Origin of the sequence: Labrenzia sp. R5_0 (assembly GCF_017743835.1) — a bacterium.
Lineage (GTDB): Bacteria > Pseudomonadota > Alphaproteobacteria > Rhizobiales > Stappiaceae > Roseibium > Roseibium algicola.
The window spans coordinates 246,389-261,967 of sequence record NZ_JAGHRK010000001.1 but is presented as its reverse complement, the minus strand read 5'-3'; the positions used below and the strand labels follow the sequence as shown (position 1 = coordinate 261,967).

The window sequence follows — 15,579 nt, the reverse complement described above, 5'->3', positions numbered from 1 at the left end:
TCCACGGGTGGTGCCCGCTCGTTCAGGAGGGGCTTATAGGGCGAATGACGCAAGCGTGAAAGAGGGTTGTGACATATGAGGCCGGAATTGCTTGAGATTTGAGGCCGGATTTTGCAAGAACACCATCTGTCAGACCCAAAACAGTGATCTCTTCATGTTCGATGCCTACCTGCGCCCGCTGATCGATCCGCCGTTGAACCGGCTGGGCCTGATCCTTGCCGGCACGGGGCTTACTGCCAACAGCGTGACGCTGGCGGGCTTTGCTGCCGGCATGGGGGCAGCCATCGCTATCGCAACGGGTCATACCCTGATCGGCTTGTTCCTGATCGCGGTCAACCGATTTGCAGACGGTCTCGATGGCGCGTTGGCCCGGGCAACGGCCAAGACGGATCTCGGCGGCTACCTCGACATCACACTGGATTTCTTCTTCTACAGCGCAATCCCTCTGGCCTTTGCCATACAGGACCCGGCCCGCAACGCTTTGCCGGCGGCGGCACTTCTTGCCAGCTTCTACGCCAACGGCTCGGCCTTTCTGGCCTTTGCCATCATGGCGGAGAAGAACAAGCTGACCACCGACGCTCAGGGCTCCAAATCGCTCTATTACATAGGCGGGCTGGCCGAAGGTACCGAGACCATCGCTCTATTCCTGCTGATGGCCCTGGTTCCCGCCTGGTTTCCTGCGCTTGCCTACGGTTTTGCCGCGATATGCGTCGTGTCCGCCGGCGCCCGCGTGCTCATTGGCGTGAAGGCGCTGCGGCAGACCGGCCGTTAGATCGCCTGGAGCGCCTTCTCGATATCTTCCAGCAGATCCTGCGGATCCTCCAGACCGATTGAAAGCCGCAGGATACCATCGGTGATACCGAGTTCCGCGCGCGCTTCCTCGCCAATCGACTGGTGCGTGGTCGTCGCCGGATGAGTGATCAGGCTCTTGGCGTCGCCCAGGTTGTTGGAGATCTTGACGATTTCCAGCGCGTTTGTGAAACGGAACGCGGCTTCCTTGCCGCCCTCGATTTCCATCGCCAACATGGTGGATCCGCCGCTCATCTGGCGTTTGGCAACATCGGCCTGCGGGTGGTCGTCCCGGCCCGGATAGATCAGCCGCGCGACCCTGGACTGGCTTGCCAGATAGTCGGCAATCCTGCCCGCCGTTTCCGTCTGGCGCGCAACGCGCAGCGGCAGCGTTTCCAGGCCCTTCAACAGGACCCAGGCACTGAACGGGCTCATGTGCGGACCGGTATGCTTGATGAAAGGCATGACCTCGTCGTTGATCCATTCCTCGTCCGACAGGATCACACCACCGAGGCACCGGCCCTGACCATCGATGTGCTTGGTGGCCGAATAGACGACCACATCGGCACCGAGCTGAAACGGCGACTGATACAGCGGGGTCGCAAACACGTTGTCGACGATCAGACGGGCACCGGCTTCCTTGGCGATCTGTGCCACGGCCTCGATGTCGATGACTTCCAGCGTCGGGTTGGTCGGGCTTTCCAGGAACAGGGCCTTGGTGTTCGGCCGGACAGCCGCCTTCCACTGCTCAATGTCCGTTCCGTCTACCAGCGTGCTTTCAACGCCGAAGCGCGGCAACAGTGTTTCGCAAATATAGCGGCAGGAGCCGAACAGGGCCTTGGCGGCAATCACGTGATCGCCTGCCCTTACCGCTGCCATCAGCGCCAGATTGACGGCCGCCATGCCGCTGGCGGTTGCCCGCGCGGCCTCAGCCCCTTCCAGTGCCTTGATGCGGTCCTCGAACATGGTGACGGTCGGGTTGGCATAGCGCGAATAGACATAACCCGGGTCCTCGCCATTGAATCTGGCCTCGGCAGCTTCGGCACCGCTGTAGGTAAAGCCCTGGGTCAGGTAGATGGTCTCCGAGGTTTCACCAAACGGTGACCGCATGGTGCCGCCATGAACCAGAGTGGTTGCAGGGCGCCAGTTCTTGTTTCCGGTCTTGGTGGTCTCAGTCATGTCTTTCATTCGCTCCAAACGCAAAAAACCCCAGCCTCAAGACCGGGGTTCTCACCTCCGGCCTTTTTAGCAACTTGTTTAACGTGGCTGCAAGCCGGCCGGCCCAAATCACCACGAAGTGAGCCTGTCCTACGGGAAAAGCAGGCACAGGTCAATTGTCTTGCGCACGATCCTCTCAAAAGCCCCGTTCTGCCAGAATGCCTGTTGGCGCGGGCGGCCCGATCCTTTAATGACCATAGACCAGCATAATGCGGAACATCTTCATGAACGTCACAGCGGGTCAGGTCTTGAACGGAAGCGCACTTCTCACAGCAAACGGCATTTTGCCGGAACGGGTAATCCAGGCCATGTTCGCCGCCGGAGAGATTTCAGCGGACGCGCCGCCTGTCACCGGTCAGATACAGCCTGCCAGCCTCGACCTGCGTCTGGGCAAGGAAGCCTACCGGGTGCGTGCCAGCTTCCTGCCGGGCCCCGACATCCAGGTAGCAGCTCGGCTTGAGCAGATGAAACTGCACACGGTCGACCTGAGCGAAGGTGCCGTCCTTGAAACAGGCTGCGTCTATATCGTGCCGCTGCAGGAAAGCCTCGCCCTGGCTCCCGACATTTCGGCAACCGCCAACCCGAAAAGCTCGACCGGCCGCCTGGACGTCTTCACCCGCGTCATCACAGACAACGGCCTTGCCTTCGACACCATTCCGGCCGGCTACACCGGTCCGCTTTATGCCGAAATCTCGCCGCTGACCTTTCCGATCCTCGTGCGGTCCGGGTCCCGCCTCAGCCAGATCCGCTTCCGGCGCGGTCAATCGCTCATTCCCGATGCGGAGCTGGAAGAGGTGCACAAGGCCCACACGCTGATGAGCGGTGGCAACGAGCGCATCGGCAACGGTGTGCAGCTCTCCATCGATCTGGAAGGGACCGGACCCAACAGCCTGATCGGATATCGCGCCAAGCAACACTCCGGACTGATCGATGTGGATGTCGTCGGCGCGCAGGACGTTCTGGATTTCTGGGAACCTATCTATCGCCGCCAGCGGGCGGAACTTATCCTCGATCCAGATGCATTCTATATTCTGGTCAGCCAGGAAGCTGTGCATGTGCCGCCGGACTATGCGGCCGAAATGGTGCCGTTCGATCCGCTCGTCGGCGAATTCCGCGTCCATTATGCAGGCTTCTTCGATCCCGGTTTTGGCCACGCCAGTGCCGGTGGTGTCGGCTCGCGCGCGGTTCTTGAAGTCCGCTCACATGATGTCCCGTTCATCGTGGAACACGGCCAGACCATCGGGCGACTGGTCTATGAACACATGGCGGAGCGCCCGGCGACACTCTACGGTGAAGGCATCGGCTCCAACTATCAGGGCCAGGCACTCAAGCTGTCCAAGCACTTCAAGGCACCCGCCTGACCGCCGATGGCCCTGAAAACCGTCACCCGTGAGTTTGAAGGATTTCTGGAAGACCGGAAGTCCCGCTTTCTGGCGCATCTGGTGCCGGTGGACATGTTCGACCAGCGGATGGACGAGCTGCGCAAGGAACACAAGAAGGCCAATCACATCGTCACGGCGCACCGGAGACTTCTGGAAGACGACCGGATTGAGGAGAGCGGCAAGGACGACGGTGAACCGGCTGGCACCTCCGGCATGCCGACATTGCGCGTGCTGCAAGGGGCAGACCTGATCAACTGCGCTGTTCTGATCGTGCGTTATTTCGGCGGCACGAAACTCGGCGGTGGGGGCCTGGCCCGAGCCTATTCCGGCGCAGCGCAGGATGCGATCAATAACGCCGACCTGGTACCGTTTCAAAAGATACTGTCGAAAACAGTTCGCGCCGATTTTGCGTCCGGATCGGAACTGGAACGGCGGATCGAGACCCTCGGCCTCACCGTCATGGCGCGCGACTACACCGAAGACGGAGTGACGCTGACCGTCGAAGGGCCGGAAGAGGTTCTGGCTGAACTTTAGAGAGCGTCGACGTCCCGTCACTCCTTCCAAGTCACTAGGGCCGGCCCCTCCCCCAGTCGTCATTGCCGGACTTGATCCCGCAATCCATACTTGGATCTCGGTCACAAAGAGACAATTGGCTCAGGAAACGGAGCGTCCTGGTTCCCACGGTTCAGCCATGGGACGACGCCTCAGATCGTGAGTAGCTCTTGGTGCATCCGCTGACGCCACTGTTTCAGTCCGCCGCGCCGCCTTACGTCCGCGTCTTGCCGGCTTCCGCCTTCAGCTCTTTCAGTTCTGCACGAAGCGCCCTGACCTCTTCCAGGATCAGCCCTGTGTCGTCATGGATGGCCTGACGGTTGGCGTCGGCTTCAGCCTCGTGTTCCTCCTGCATGGCGGAGACGATGATACCGATAAAGAGGTTCAGCACCGTGAAGGCCGTGCACAGGATGAAGGGGACAAAGAACAGCCAGGAATAGGGATAGACATCCATGACCGGACGCACGATGCCCATGGACCAGCTTTCCAGGGTCATGACCTGGAACAGCGTGTAGAGCGATGCGCCGAGATTGCCGAACCATTCCGGAAAGGCTTCTCCATAGAGCTTGGTTGCCATGACGGCGAAGACGTAAAAGACCAGCGCCATCAACACGACGATGGAGCCCATGCCCGGCAGGGCGGCCACCAACCCGCCGATAACACGGCGCAGGGACGGTACGACGGAAATGAGGCGCAGAGCCCTCAAAATTCGAAGCGACCGCAGAACGGACAGGTTGCCTGTTGCCGGCATCAGCGAGATTGCAACGATGCTGAAGTCGAAGAGGCTCCAGGGGTCCTTGAAGAACTTCAGGCCATGAGCATAGAGCCGCAGAGCCAGTTCAACGACGAAAATGCCCAGGATCACCTGATCGACCAGCCTGAGGAAACTGCCTACCTCTGCCATGACAGCAGGACTGGTCTCCAGACCGAGCGTCACCGCATTCAAAACGATAACGCCGATGATGCAGACTTCCCAGTTGCGTGAGGTGACCAGCGCCCTGACCTGATTTCGCATATATATGACCCGGTTTGATGTCTTTTCGTGCGTACCGCACTGCCCGGGCCGGAACATGGCGATTTCAGCGTCGCAGCGCAAGATCGCAGCGCTTTGGAAAAGCATCTACCCATCAGACAAGCGTGCTTGACAGGTCGGGCAAGTCGGCGCAGAAAGCTCATCAGGTTCGGCGGGTGTAGCTCAATGGTAGAGCAGAAGCTTCCCAAGCTTAAGACGGGGGTTCGATTCCCCTCACCCGCTCCAAACAACCAATCCAATTCCTGAATTTCCCATTGGCTTTTCTTCAGCGCAGCGTTTCGCCGACCTGCGGGGTTTTCCGGACATCAGCGCGGCTGAGGCCAACATCCTTCAAGAGATAGTCGGGCAGATCCGCCAAGTGCGCCATGTCGCGCCGACGGCGCAGGCACTTCAGCGCGAAATGCAAGACGGCAGCAACGAGACCGGCTCTACGGACGCGCGCCAGGTGCAGAGGTACAAGGTGATCGGTCATCTGTTTTGCTCCTTTCCAACGGACAGGAGTAAGTTTAGAAAAAGCCTCTACGGGCAGTGCGCAAAATTCTCAAAATTGAGCGATAAATTCGCAAAAATTCCGATTTTGAGATAAACTACCGCACAATTACGCCGAACAGGACTTTTCAACATGGATCTGGACGATTTCGATCATCAGCTGCTGCATCTCCTCAGTCTCGATGCCCGCCAGACCGGCAAGGAGCTTTCCGAGAAAGTTGGCCTGTCTTCTGCCGCCTGCCTGCGCAGGGTGCAACGCCTGAGAGAAGTCGGGGCGATCGAGCGGGAAGTGGCCATCGTGTCACCGGAGGCAACGGGCGCCTCCGTTACCTTGCTCGTGATGCTGATGCTGTCGCGTGGACAGCCGGAACGTATGGCGAAGTTGCGGCAGAAGTTGCTGAAGCTTCGGGAAGTGAAAAAGATCTACCACGTCACGGGCCCGGCCGATCTGGTACTCACCGTGCAGTGTTCTTCCATGGAAGCCTATGCAACTTTCACCGAAGCGCATTTCTATGAAGACGACATCAAGGGCTTCGATACGATCGTCGTCCTGCGCTCATACGATCCGGAACCGGAGACCTGACTGCACTCCGCGGAATTCAGCCGACGCTGTGCGTATCAGAGTACACGTGTTTGTTTTCGGAATGCCTCGTGACATCTTCGACGGAGCGGGCTGACAAGCGCTGCCGGTTCGCGATATTCTGTCTGCGCGATTCCCGGCGCGTATTGCCGACCATGACTTGATACGGAACGAGACGTCCGCGTGCCAGCTTCACTGCCACTTCTCAAGACTATCTGCCGCGTTGCAGCCGGGCTGCTGACGCTTGGCACTTTGGGGCTTGGTACTTTGGCGCTCGGCATCCTGTCGGTTTCAGCCCAGGAAGCTTCGGTCCGCGTTCCCAATTTCTGGGATCCGAAAGCCGTCCACGACCGGCCAAATGCCATTCCGGACAAGATCCAGTTTCTGGCAACCGACGGATATCCGCCCTTCGTGTTCCGTGACCAGCATGGCCGTCTTACCGGCTTCAATGTCGATCTTGCGCGGGCTCTCTGCCAGGAGCTCGGAAGTTCCTGCGCCCTGCGCATCAAGGACTTCGAGGTTCTTCTGCCTGCACTGGACGAAGAAGAAGGTGACGCGATTATCTCCGGCCTGTCGCGCAGCCTCCCCTCCACGCGCCGCCTCAACTTCACCGAGGACTATCTGAAGCTGCCGGCGCGGTTTGTGGTTCGGGCGTACAACGCGTCCGATTTCAACGAGCAGGCGCTCACCGGCAAGCGGATAGCCGTTGAAGCCGGATCCCGCTACGAGGCGTTTGCCAAGCGCTTCTTTCCCGATGCCGAGATCATCAGTCTGGAAACCGCAGAGGCGACACGCGAGGCGGTCAAGGGCGGTTCGGCCGATGCTCTGTTCGGCGACGGCCTGAACCTGTCCTTCTGGCTGCCGAGCGAAGCTGCAGATGGCTGCTGTGCCTTTGCCGGTGGCCCGTGGCTGGAGCCGGGCTATTTTGATGAAGGCATGGCCATTGCGACCCGCCAGGACGATCCGGAACGGGCTGCGGCCCTTACATATGCCTTGCGCCAGCTTCACCAGAAGGGCATCTACCGCGAGCTTTACCTGCGCTATTTTCCCATGAGCTTCTTCTGACCTTTCCGGCCATTCCCGACAAAGAACCAGGTCAGCTTTTGCCTTTCGCGTCCTCGACACGCGCCGCCTTCCGGCGGTCCGGATTTTTCAGGAACGGGATCGCCAGGCTGAAGGGAAACGAATGCGCACGCGGCGTGAGCGCGGCACCGAGCCCGATTTCCATCGTCTCTTGTCCCTGCTCGGGATCTTCCACGTAGGTTCCGAACAGGCGGTCCCAGACCGAAAGATAGAACCCGTAGTTGGAATCCGTCTCGTGCGGTAGCACCGAGTGATGAATGCGGTGCATGTCCGGAGTGACGATCAGAAACCGCAAGGGGCGGTCCAGCCAAAGCGGCAAGCGGACATTGGCGTGGCTGAAAACCGCAGAGCCGTTGAGAACGATCTCGAAGATCAGCACGGCTTCAACAGGACCGCCGAGGGCGATGATGACCAGCCCTTTCCAGAGGAATGACAGCAGAATTTCAATCGGGTGGAACCTGAGCGCGGTTGTAGCGTCCACCTCACTATCTGCGTGGTGCATGCGGTGAATGCGCCAGAACAGGGGAACCTTGTGCGACACCAGGTGTTGGAACCACACCGCAAGATCGAGCACGACGAAGGTGATCAGACCAGCCACAACACCCGACCAGCCGAGCAATGCAAAGAGGCCCCAAACCTTTTCCTGTGCCAGCATTGCAAGGCCGACGCCGCCGATGGGGAAGATCAGCCGCACCAGAAGGGCATCAAGCAGAACAATGCCCCAGTTGGTCGGCCAGCGCTTCAAACGGCTGCTCTTCAGGCGCCGCCGTGGCAAACCCGCCTCCAACAGCGCCATTATCAGAAAGATGCCGCCGAAACAGGCCATGCGAACCTGGTTGATGTCGATCTGGTCAAACATGGGGTCTTTTGAAACGTCCTGACTAATGCTGCTTGCCACGGTCCCGATGGCACGATAGGGCGATACGACAATACTCCTGATATCATTCCTTGCCGCTGCGACAGATCACATCATCATGACCGACTTTCTCTGGAACCGCCCCGAAACGCCACCTGTGGCAACACTGCTGCTGGCCCATGGCGCTGGCGCAGCCATGGACTCAACCTTCATGAACAAGCTCGCGGCAGCCCTCGCGAGCCAAGGCATTGCAGCCGCACGTTTTGAATTTGCCTATATGGCCGGTCGCCGGACGGGAGGCCCGAAAAAGCCGCCGCCCCGGGCCGACAAGCTGATTGCCGAGTTCCAGACCGCCCTGCAATCTGTCCTCAGCCAGAGCGACAGCCCTCTGCTGATCGGCGGCAAATCGATGGGTGGTAGGGTCGCCGCGATGCTGGCGGGCGGCGGCTCGCTGCCCGGCCGCGCCAAGGGCGTTGCCTGTTTCGGCTACCCTTTCCACCCGACCGGCAAGGCCGATGCCGAGTGGCGGCTCCAGCCGCTGCAGGACGCCAAACGGCCGGTTCTGGTACTCCAGGGCGACCGGGATCCGTTCGGCTCGAAGGCGGAACTCGATGAAGTCACCTTGCCAGCTCATGTCAGCCTTACTTATCTGGAAGACGGCAACCACGACTTCGGACCGCGCGGCAAGTCGCCGGCGACACTCGACGGCAACATCAAACTGGCAGCCGAAGCAGTCAGGGCATTCGTGGATCGGCTCACGAGTTAAGGCCCACTACATACCCCGACAAGCGCAGCGCAAGTCCAGGGCTCTCGCGCAAGGCAGCAAGGAAAAAAGCCCGGACCGTTTCCGATCCGGGCTTTTTGAATTTCACGACAGTCCGGCTTACTGGCCGGGCTTGCCGTCGAATTCGTAGCTGGTGCTGCAGAACTCGCAGGTGACGATGATCTTGCCGTCGACAGTCATGTGGTCGACATCGTCGTCGCTGAACCCGGCGAGAACATTCTCGATCTTCTCGCGAGAGCAGCTGCACTTGTCGACCAGCGGCTGCGGCTCGAAAAGGCGGACGCCGCGTTCGTGAAACAGCCGGAAGAGCAGCATTTCCACGCTGACTTCCGGATCAGTCAGTTCGACATCCTTGACCGTCTCGACCAGTACCTTGGCTTCCACCCAGGCATCGTCCTCGTCAATCTCGTGCGGGCTCGTGCCTTCCGGGGCATTGCCCGGATCAATGTCAGCCTGGCGCATGCGTTCCGGCGCTTCCGGCAGGAATTGGATCAGGATCCCGCCGGCTGTCCAGGTTTTCACGTGCCCCTCGCCTTCCTGGCGGGTGAACAGTTCACCAACACCAAGACGAACTTCTGTCGGGATCTGCTCGGATCGCTCGAAGTACCGGCGTGCGACTTCTTCCAGCGACACACCATCCAGCTCCACCAGTCCCTGGTAGCGCTGCATGTGCATTCCCTGGTCGATGGTCATCGCCAGATGTCCGTGCCCGAGAAGGGCCTCCTGCGTTGCCTTGCCGTCAGCCATCAGCGCTGCGACTTCAGCAGCATCGAAGGTTGCGCAGGCGCGGATTGCGTCGGGTGACTTGAAGTCGACCACCAGCATGGACACCGGCCCCTTCGTCTGCGTCTGCAGCGTGAAGCGACCGTCGAATTTCAGCGACGTGCCCAGAAGGCTGGTCAGAACGATCGCTTCCGCCAGCAGTCGCGAGACCGGTTCCGGATAGGCATGCCGGTCCAGAATTTTTTCCAGGACAGGACCAAGCGCGACCGCACGGCCGCGCACATCGAGCCCTTCCACGGCAAAGGGCCGGACAGCGTCCAGCCCTGCAGGCGTAATGCCCAGTTCATCAAGATTAAGTGCCACTTGGCTTGCCTTATGCTGCGCCGAAGCACCAGGCCAGAATGCCCTTTTGGGCATGGAGCCGGTTTTCGGCTTCGTCAAACACAACGGAGTTGGGACCGTCCATGACGTCCGAGGTGACTTCCTCACCCCGGTGGGCCGGCAGGCAATGCATGAACAGGGCGTCCTGGTTTGCCTCAGCCATCAGGCGTTTGTTGACCTGATAGGCGCTGAGGAGGTTGTGACGCGATTCCGCATCGTCATCACCCATGGACACCCAGCAGTCGGTCACGACACAGTCGGTCCCCTTGACTGCCTCATATGGGTCCGTCGTGACCTGAATGGAACCACCCTTGGCACGAGCAGTTTCAATCAGGTCCATCGGCGGCGCCAGTTCACCCGGCGTCGCGATGCGCAATTCGAAATCGAAGCGCGGCGCGGCATGAATCCAGGAAGCCAGCACGTTGTTGCTGTCACCGGTCCAGGCAACGCTCTTGCCCTTGATCGAACCGCGATGCTCTTCAAAGGTCAACAGATCCGCCATGATCTGACAGGGATGCGAGAGCTTGGTCAGGCCGTTGATCACCGGCACTGTCGCATTTTCTGCAAGTTCACGCAGGTCGTTGTGATCGAGGATGCGGATCATGATCGCGTCGACGAAGCGCGACAGAACCTGCGCCGTATCGGCGATTGTCTCTCCGCGGCCGAGCTGCATTTCCGCACCGGTCAGCATCAAGGTCTCGCCGCCAAGCTCGCGCATGCCGACGTCAAAGGAAATGCGCGTACGGGTCGACGGTTGTTCGAAGATCATGGCCAGCACCTTGCCGGCCAGAGGACCCTGGCCGCGATGCACGCCGTTGCGGCTCGACTTGATCTTCCGGCTGGTGTCCAGGATGGCGCGCAATTCGTCGCCTTCGAAGTCCGTCAGATCCAGAAAGTTCCGGTAGGTTCCGTTTGCGGTCATCAGGCCGCTCCTTCCGCCAATTTCGCTTCCATGGCGACAGCAGCCTGTTCCAGGCGCTCGACAGCAATGGAAATTTCCTCTTCGCTCATGGTCAGCGGCGGCATGATGCGCACCACGTTATCGCCGGCAGGAACTGCCAGCAGACCGGCTTCACGGGCTGCAAGCACATAATCTGCAACCGGCACCACGCATTTCAGACCGAGCATCAGGCCGTTGCCGCGCACTTCGGCCAGAACGTCCGGATGGCCGTCCACCAGTCCGGCCAGCTTCTGCTTGAAGCTGAGCCCCTTCTGACGGACACCTTCCAGGAACCCGTCTTCCAGAACGACGTCCAGAACGGCATTGCCGACTGCCATGGCCAGCGGATTACCGCCAAAGGTGGTGCCGTGGGTCCCGGGGGACAGCGCCGCTGCCGTTTCTGCCGTTGCAAGACATGCGCCCATCGGGAACCCGCCGCCGATACCCTTGGCGATTGCCATCAGGTCCGGTTCCACGCCCGTCCACTGGTGAGCGAACAGCTTGCCGGTCCGTCCGACACCGGTCTGGATCTCGTCGAAGATCAGCAGAATGCCGTTGTCATCACAGATCTTGCGCAGCGCACGCAGGAAATCGGCCGGAATTTCGCGGATACCGCCCTCGCCCTGCACGGGCTCGATCGCGATCGCGGCCGTTTGCGGACCGATGGCATCTTTCAGCGCATCCAGGTCTCCTGCCGGCACCTGGTCAAAACCGGGAGCCTTCGGGCCAAAGCCTTCAAGATATTTCGCCTGGCCGCCAGCCGCGATGGTCGCGATGGTCCGGCCATGGAAGGCGCCTTCGAAGGTCACGATGTGGAACCGCTCGGGGTTGCCGTTGTCATAATGATAACGGCGCGCGCATTTGATGGCAGCTTCCATCGCTTCCGCGCCGGAATTCACGAACAGCACCTTGTCGGCAAAGGTTTCCGCGCACAGGCGCTGCGCCAGCCGTTCGCCATCCGGGATCTGGTGCAGGTTGGAGGTATGCCACAGCTTGGCTGCCTGATCCTGCAACGCCTTGACCAGATGCGGATGGGCATGACCGAGTGCGTTGACCGCGATGCCGGAACCGCAATCGAGGAATCGTCGGCCATCGGTGGTAACCAGCCAGACGCCTTCCCCATGATCGAAAGACAGGTTCGATCTTGCGTAATTTCCGAATAGTGCAGTCGCGGACATAACCTCGTTTGTCTCCTTTAAACGCCCCTGCTGTCCCCTGCGTCGCCCCGACGCCGGGCCGTCACCTTGAAAAGATGCCGAAGGGCCAAAACGCAACGTGCCGCCCCGATGAGGCGGCACGCAGCGGCTTTCTTATACACTGCCGGTACCATGCACTGTCAATGGAAATGGCGCACAAGACATTTCATGTGCCGCGGAGGGCGGATTTCATAAAATTCTCAATGACCTCGCCATAATTGGGGAAAAGTCGTTTCATCCCCAACTGGTTTGGGTCGAGTGGTTGCCTGACAAATTAACGTTATTGTAACCTCTCAGCAATCAGACACGAGATCTCGTGAGGCAAATCACCAAGAGGCACTAGATCTGCCAGCATTAAGCGTGCTTGCGCATGCTTAACACGGGGTTAATGGCCGCAGGACGGTCAAACTAAAGGGTGCGGCAATGAGTTGGACAAACGAACGAGTTGAGCTTCTCAAAAAGCTTTGGGGCGACGGCTTGAGCGCAAGCCAGATCGCAGGCGAACTGGGTGGTGTTACCCGTAACGCCGTGATCGGCAAGGTGCACCGCCTTGGCCTGTCCGGCCGCGCCAAGTCCACCTCTTCAAGCGCCAAGCCGCGCCGGCCGCGCACCGCAGCTCCTGCAACGGGGGCAGCGCCGAAGAAACCGACGACGTCACATCCGCAGTCGATCGGCGCAACGGCCCTGAAAGCAGACATCTCGCCGGCTCCAGTGGTGGCTGCCAAGCCGCGCGTAGAGCCGATTGCAGAACTTGTTCCGATCTCGCAGCGGGCTACCATCCTGACGCTGACCGAGCGGACCTGCAAATGGCCGATTGGCGACCCGGCGACCGACGACTTCTACTTCTGCGGCCGCCAATCCGATGCCGGCGTCCCCTACTGCGCTCATCACTGCAAGATCGCGTATCAGCCGGTCGCCGACCGCCGCCGCGATCGCAAGACGATGGCTCAGGCAGGCTGATAGCCTCGCACCTAACCAATTCATGAGAAAGCCCGCCGATTTGGCGGGCTTTTTTTGTTTGGGCCTTCCATTGACCAGATGCCCGACCCCGAACAGTGACCTCCCACGGCTTGTTCTTGGCACCGCTCCATGCCGTTTCCGCCCCATCAAATCAAACCTTGTTTGACCGCTCCGCCACGACAGGGACCGCAGGATCAGCCCCGACACCGACACAACTGATGGGGTGGTCGCAGAAGAGAACCTTGCTCCGCGAAAGGCACATAACCGCTGAGAAACAAAAAGCCCGCTTGAAAGCGGGCTCCTTAATTCCATTCTGCAAGTTGCCCTCAGGCAGTGGCAGAGGTGAACTGGTCATTGAAGGCGTATCCGGCACCACGGACGGTACGGATAGGATCCTTCGCCTTGCCCTTGTTCAGAGCCTTGCGCAAGCGACCGACGTGAACATCGACAGTGCGTTCGTCCACGTAGACATCGTGACCCCAGACCCCATCCAACAGTTGTTCGCGGGAGAAGACACGGCCAGGCGATGTCATCAGGAATTCCAGCAGGCGGAATTCCGTCGGCCCCAGGTGTATTTCCTTGGTGTTGCGGCGAACGCGGTGCGTTTCGCGATCCAGTTCGATATCGCCGGACCGCAACATGCTGGACACCACTTCCGGGCTTGCCCGGCGCAGGATGGCGCGCACGCGGGCCATCAATTCCGGTACCGAGAAGGGCTTGACCACGTAGTCGTCGGCACCGGTCGCCAGGCCGCGGATGCGCTCTGCTTCCTCACCGCGTGCCGTCAGCATGATGACCGGCAGGCGCTCGGTGTCCTCGCGCGCCCGCAGGCGGCGGCACAGTTCAATTCCGGACAGGCCCGGCAGCATCCAGTCGAGCAGCAACAGATCCGGCAGGCTTTCCCGCAGGCGGATTTCCGCCTCGTCACCCCGGACACAGGACTCGACCGAGTACCCTTCCGCTTCCAAATTGTATCTCAATAGAAGGCTGAGCGGTTCTTCGTCTTCAACGATGAGCACCTTCGGCATACATCTCGCTCCAATTACCGCAACCGGCGCCGAAGCGCCGGCCGTTAAGATCTTCAGCAAATCCGACGATTACCGGCGGGTCAGACCGCGCCTGTTTCGTCGACCTTTGCCCGGTCTTCCGGCAAACGCTCGCCAGTGACCATGTAGTAGACGTTCTCGGCGATGTTCGTCGCGTGATCGCCGATGCGCTCGATGTTCTTTGCGCAGAACAAGAGATGGACGCACTGGGTAATGACCCGCGGGTCTTCCATCATGTAGGTCAGGAGTTCGCGAAAGATCGACGTGTAGATCGCGTCGACCTCGGCGTCGGCTTCCTGAACCCGGCGGGCGGCTTCCGCATCCTTTCGGGCGTAGGCATCCAGCACCTGCTTGAGCTGCGAAAGAGCGAGTTCCGTCATGTGCTCCACACCGATCGCGAGCTTCTTGGACTGCAAGTCGCTGTCGATGGCGATGACGCGCTTGGCAACGTTCTTGGCAAGATCGCCAACACGCTCCAGGTCATTGGCAATGCGCGTTGCGGCAGTGATTTCACGCAGGTCCTGCCCCATCGGCTGGCGGCGGACGATCAGCTCGATCAGCTTCACTTCAAGTTCGTTGTAAAGGCTGTCCAGACGGACATCGCCCTTGATCGTCGCCTTGGCAAGCTCCAGATCCTGCGACACCAGCGCGGACACCGCATCGGCGAAAGCCTTTTCGGCAATACCACCCATTTCGGCAACCTTGCCGGCCATGGCCGTCAGTTCGTCATCGTAAGCCGAGACTGTATGTTCAGACATCCTGTGTCCCCTTCAGAAACCTAAAAAATGCTTAGCCGAAGCGGCCCGTAATATAGTCCTGCGTACGCTTGTCCTTCGGATTGGTAAAGATGTCCTCCGTCAGACCTTCCTCCACCAAAACACCCAGGTGAAAGAACGCGGTACGCTGAGACACACGGGCAGCCTGCTGCATCGAGTGGGTCACGATCACGATGGTGAAGTTTTCCCGCAGTTCGTCGATCAGCTCTTCCACCTTCGCGGTAGCGATGGGGTCGAGCGCCGAGCACGGTTCGTCCATCAGGATCACTTCCGGGCTGACGGCAATCGCACGGGCAATGCACAGACGCTGCTGCTGACCGCCCGACATGCCGGTGCCCGGCTCGTCCAGACGGTTCTTGACTTCTTCCCAAAGCCCGGCCTTCTGCAGGCTGGAGGCAACGATTTCATCAAGCTCGGACTTGTTGCGGGCCAGACCATGGATCCGCGGACCGTACGCAATGTTGTCGTAGATCGACTTGGGAAACGGGTTCGGCTTCTGGAAAACCATGCCAACCTTGGCGCGCAGCTGTACGGGATCGACCTTGGGATCGTAGATGTCTTCACCGTCGATCTTGATCGACCCTTCCACACGGCAGATGTCGATGGTGTCGTTCATGCGGTTGATCGTCCGCAGGAACGTCGACTTGCCACATCCGGAGGGACCGATGAAGGCAGTCACGGACCGCGGCTGAATCTCGATGTCCACGTCCTTGATGGCGTGGGTATCGCCATAATAGACCTGCACCTTGTTCGCGGAAATTTTGCTGTCGGTCATGGTTTTCGCCTGTTCA

Annotated in this window: 17 protein-coding genes, 1 tRNA gene and 1 riboswitch; of the genes, 8 read left to right on the top strand and 10 right to left on the bottom strand. The window is 59.9% G+C overall.

Features of this window, described 5'->3' with window-relative positions; genetic code table 11:
• Nucleotides 1–154: 154 nt before the first annotated feature.
• Nucleotides 155–772, top strand: a complete 618-nt coding sequence (locus J7447_RS01230) for a CDP-alcohol phosphatidyltransferase family protein (RefSeq protein ID WP_209168504.1) — start codon at nt 155–157, stop codon at nt 770–772.
• Here J7447_RS01230 and J7447_RS01225 read toward each other — a convergent pair.
• A complete protein-coding gene (locus J7447_RS01225; protein ID WP_168691215.1) occupies nt 769–1,968 on the bottom strand; it encodes an O-succinylhomoserine sulfhydrylase in 1,200 nt (399 codons plus the stop codon). The two genes, J7447_RS01230 and J7447_RS01225, sit on opposite strands and share 4 nt — an antisense overlap.
• 45 nt (nt 1,969–2,013) lie before the next feature.
• Nucleotides 2,014–2,093: riboswitch (SAM riboswitch) on the bottom strand.
• A 138-nt stretch (nt 2,094–2,231) separates the two neighbouring features.
• On the opposite strand from J7447_RS01225, the gene J7447_RS01220 reads away from it, so the two are divergent.
• Both J7447_RS01220 and J7447_RS01215 read left to right on the top strand, forming a co-directional pair.
• The gene (locus J7447_RS01220) at nt 2,232–3,368 is read left to right on the top strand and encodes a 2'-deoxycytidine 5'-triphosphate deaminase (protein WP_051990224.1); all 1,137 of its coding nucleotides are present in this window, start codon (nt 2,232–2,234) and stop codon (nt 3,366–3,368) included.
• A gap of 6 nt (nt 3,369–3,374) precedes the next feature.
• Entirely contained in the window at nt 3,375–3,923 is a 549-nt protein-coding gene (locus J7447_RS01215) for a YigZ family protein (protein WP_209168503.1), read from the top strand.
• 232 nt (nt 3,924–4,155) lie between these two features.
• Here J7447_RS01215 and J7447_RS01210 read toward each other — a convergent pair whose 3' ends face one another.
• Nucleotides 4,156–4,956, bottom strand: a complete 801-nt coding sequence (locus J7447_RS01210; RefSeq protein WP_031269660.1) for an ion transporter — start codon at nt 4,954–4,956, stop codon at nt 4,156–4,158.
• 169 nt (nt 4,957–5,125) lie between these two features.
• Here J7447_RS01210 and J7447_RS01205 point away from each other — a divergent pair.
• Nucleotides 5,126–5,199, top strand: a tRNA-Gly gene (locus J7447_RS01205).
• A 40-nt stretch (nt 5,200–5,239) separates the two neighbouring features.
• Here J7447_RS01205 and J7447_RS01200 read toward each other — a convergent pair.
• A complete protein-coding gene (locus J7447_RS01200) occupies nt 5,240–5,446 on the bottom strand; it encodes a DUF1127 domain-containing protein (protein WP_055658103.1) in 207 nt (68 codons plus the stop codon).
• Between the two features lie 150 nt (nt 5,447–5,596).
• Between J7447_RS01200 and J7447_RS01195 the strand changes: the two genes are divergently transcribed.
• Together J7447_RS01195 and J7447_RS01190 are read left to right on the top strand one after the other, a co-directional pair.
• Complete coding sequence (locus tag J7447_RS01195; RefSeq protein WP_031269661.1) at nt 5,597–6,046, top strand: Lrp/AsnC family transcriptional regulator; 450 nt, start codon at nt 5,597–5,599, stop codon at nt 6,044–6,046.
• Nucleotides 6,047–6,226: 180 nt separating this feature from the next.
• The gene (locus tag J7447_RS01190; RefSeq protein WP_209168502.1) at nt 6,227–7,108 is read left to right on the top strand and encodes a transporter substrate-binding domain-containing protein; all 882 of its coding nucleotides are present in this window, start codon (nt 6,227–6,229) and stop codon (nt 7,106–7,108) included.
• Between the two features lie 31 nt (nt 7,109–7,139).
• On the opposite strand, the gene J7447_RS01185 is transcribed toward J7447_RS01190, so the two are convergent.
• The gene (locus J7447_RS01185) at nt 7,140–7,985 is read right to left on the bottom strand and encodes a sterol desaturase family protein (RefSeq protein WP_209168501.1); all 846 of its coding nucleotides are present in this window, start codon (nt 7,983–7,985) and stop codon (nt 7,140–7,142) included.
• A 115-nt stretch (nt 7,986–8,100) separates the two neighbouring features.
• On the opposite strand from J7447_RS01185, the gene J7447_RS01180 reads away from it, so the two are divergent.
• Complete coding sequence (locus J7447_RS01180) at nt 8,101–8,748, top strand: alpha/beta family hydrolase (protein ID WP_209168500.1); 648 nt, start codon at nt 8,101–8,103, stop codon at nt 8,746–8,748.
• A 117-nt stretch (nt 8,749–8,865) separates the two neighbouring features.
• On the opposite strand, the gene J7447_RS01175 is transcribed toward J7447_RS01180, so the two are convergent.
• From J7447_RS01175 to J7447_RS01165, 3 genes are read right to left on the bottom strand one after another with little or no spacing between them, the layout of a single operon-like run.
• The gene (locus J7447_RS01175; protein ID WP_023001809.1) at nt 8,866–9,852 is read right to left on the bottom strand and encodes an Hsp33 family molecular chaperone; all 987 of its coding nucleotides are present in this window, start codon (nt 9,850–9,852) and stop codon (nt 8,866–8,868) included.
• Between the two features lie 10 nt (nt 9,853–9,862).
• Nucleotides 9,863–10,792: an ornithine carbamoyltransferase gene (argF, locus tag J7447_RS01170; protein ID WP_023001810.1), complete on the bottom strand. Its 930-nt coding sequence runs from the start codon at nt 10,790–10,792 to the stop codon at nt 9,863–9,865.
• Entirely contained in the window at nt 10,792–11,988 is a 1,197-nt protein-coding gene (locus J7447_RS01165; RefSeq protein WP_075281428.1) for an aspartate aminotransferase family protein, read from the bottom strand. Before J7447_RS01165 ends, argF begins: the two co-directional genes overlap by 1 nt.
• Nucleotides 11,989–12,429: 441 nt before the next feature.
• Between J7447_RS01165 and J7447_RS01160 the strand changes: the two genes are divergently transcribed.
• Complete coding sequence (locus tag J7447_RS01160; RefSeq protein ID WP_023001812.1) at nt 12,430–12,966, top strand: GcrA family cell cycle regulator; 537 nt, start codon at nt 12,430–12,432, stop codon at nt 12,964–12,966.
• Nucleotides 12,967–13,292: 326 nt separating this feature from the next.
• On the opposite strand, the gene phoB is transcribed toward J7447_RS01160, so the two are convergent.
• The 3 genes from phoB to pstB form a co-directional block, all read right to left on the bottom strand.
• Nucleotides 13,293–13,994 carry a phosphate regulon transcriptional regulator PhoB gene (phoB, locus tag J7447_RS01155; RefSeq protein WP_209168499.1) on the bottom strand — a complete coding sequence of 234 codons (702 nt, stop codon included), beginning with the start codon at nt 13,992–13,994 and terminating at the stop codon, nt 13,293–13,295.
• 80 nt (nt 13,995–14,074) lie between these two features.
• The gene (phoU, locus tag J7447_RS01150; protein WP_023001814.1) at nt 14,075–14,770 is read right to left on the bottom strand and encodes a phosphate signaling complex protein PhoU; all 696 of its coding nucleotides are present in this window, start codon (nt 14,768–14,770) and stop codon (nt 14,075–14,077) included.
• A gap of 31 nt (nt 14,771–14,801) precedes the next feature.
• The gene (gene pstB, locus J7447_RS01145) at nt 14,802–15,563 is read right to left on the bottom strand and encodes a phosphate ABC transporter ATP-binding protein PstB (protein ID WP_228148061.1); all 762 of its coding nucleotides are present in this window, start codon (nt 15,561–15,563) and stop codon (nt 14,802–14,804) included.
• Nucleotides 15,564–15,579: the final 16 nt, after the last annotated feature.

What these genes read in the sequence shown, in the direction of transcription:
- J7447_RS01225 (WP_168691215.1), bottom strand. Translation starts at nt 1,968, where the DNA reads ATGACTGAGACCACCAAGACCGGAAACAAGAACTGGCGCCCTGCAACC.
- J7447_RS01165 (WP_075281428.1), bottom strand. Translation starts at nt 11,988, where the DNA reads ATGTCCGCGACTGCACTATTCGGAAATTACGCAAGATCGAACCTGTCT.
- J7447_RS01215 (WP_209168503.1), top strand. Translation starts at nt 3,375, where the DNA reads ATGGCCCTGAAAACCGTCACCCGTGAGTTTGAAGGATTTCTGGAAGAC.
- J7447_RS01220 (WP_051990224.1), top strand. Translation starts at nt 2,232, where the DNA reads ATGAACGTCACAGCGGGTCAGGTCTTGAACGGAAGCGCACTTCTCACA.
- J7447_RS01200 (WP_055658103.1), bottom strand. Translation starts at nt 5,446, where the DNA reads ATGACCGATCACCTTGTACCTCTGCACCTGGCGCGCGTCCGTAGAGCC.
- J7447_RS01180 (WP_209168500.1), top strand. Translation starts at nt 8,101, where the DNA reads ATGACCGACTTTCTCTGGAACCGCCCCGAAACGCCACCTGTGGCAACA.
- J7447_RS01230 (WP_209168504.1), top strand. Translation starts at nt 155, where the DNA reads ATGTTCGATGCCTACCTGCGCCCGCTGATCGATCCGCCGTTGAACCGG.
- J7447_RS01185 (WP_209168501.1), bottom strand. Translation starts at nt 7,985, where the DNA reads ATGTTTGACCAGATCGACATCAACCAGGTTCGCATGGCCTGTTTCGGC.
- J7447_RS01210 (WP_031269660.1), bottom strand. Translation starts at nt 4,956, where the DNA reads ATGCGAAATCAGGTCAGGGCGCTGGTCACCTCACGCAACTGGGAAGTC.
- phoB (WP_209168499.1), bottom strand. Translation starts at nt 13,994, where the DNA reads ATGCCGAAGGTGCTCATCGTTGAAGACGAAGAACCGCTCAGCCTTCTA.
- pstB (WP_228148061.1), bottom strand. Translation starts at nt 15,563, where the DNA reads ATGACCGACAGCAAAATTTCCGCGAACAAGGTGCAGGTCTATTATGGC.
- argF (WP_023001810.1), bottom strand. Translation starts at nt 10,792, where the DNA reads ATGACCGCAAACGGAACCTACCGGAACTTTCTGGATCTGACGGACTTC.
- J7447_RS01160 (WP_023001812.1), top strand. Translation starts at nt 12,430, where the DNA reads ATGAGTTGGACAAACGAACGAGTTGAGCTTCTCAAAAAGCTTTGGGGC.
- J7447_RS01195 (WP_031269661.1), top strand. Translation starts at nt 5,597, where the DNA reads ATGGATCTGGACGATTTCGATCATCAGCTGCTGCATCTCCTCAGTCTC.
- phoU (WP_023001814.1), bottom strand. Translation starts at nt 14,770, where the DNA reads ATGTCTGAACATACAGTCTCGGCTTACGATGACGAACTGACGGCCATG.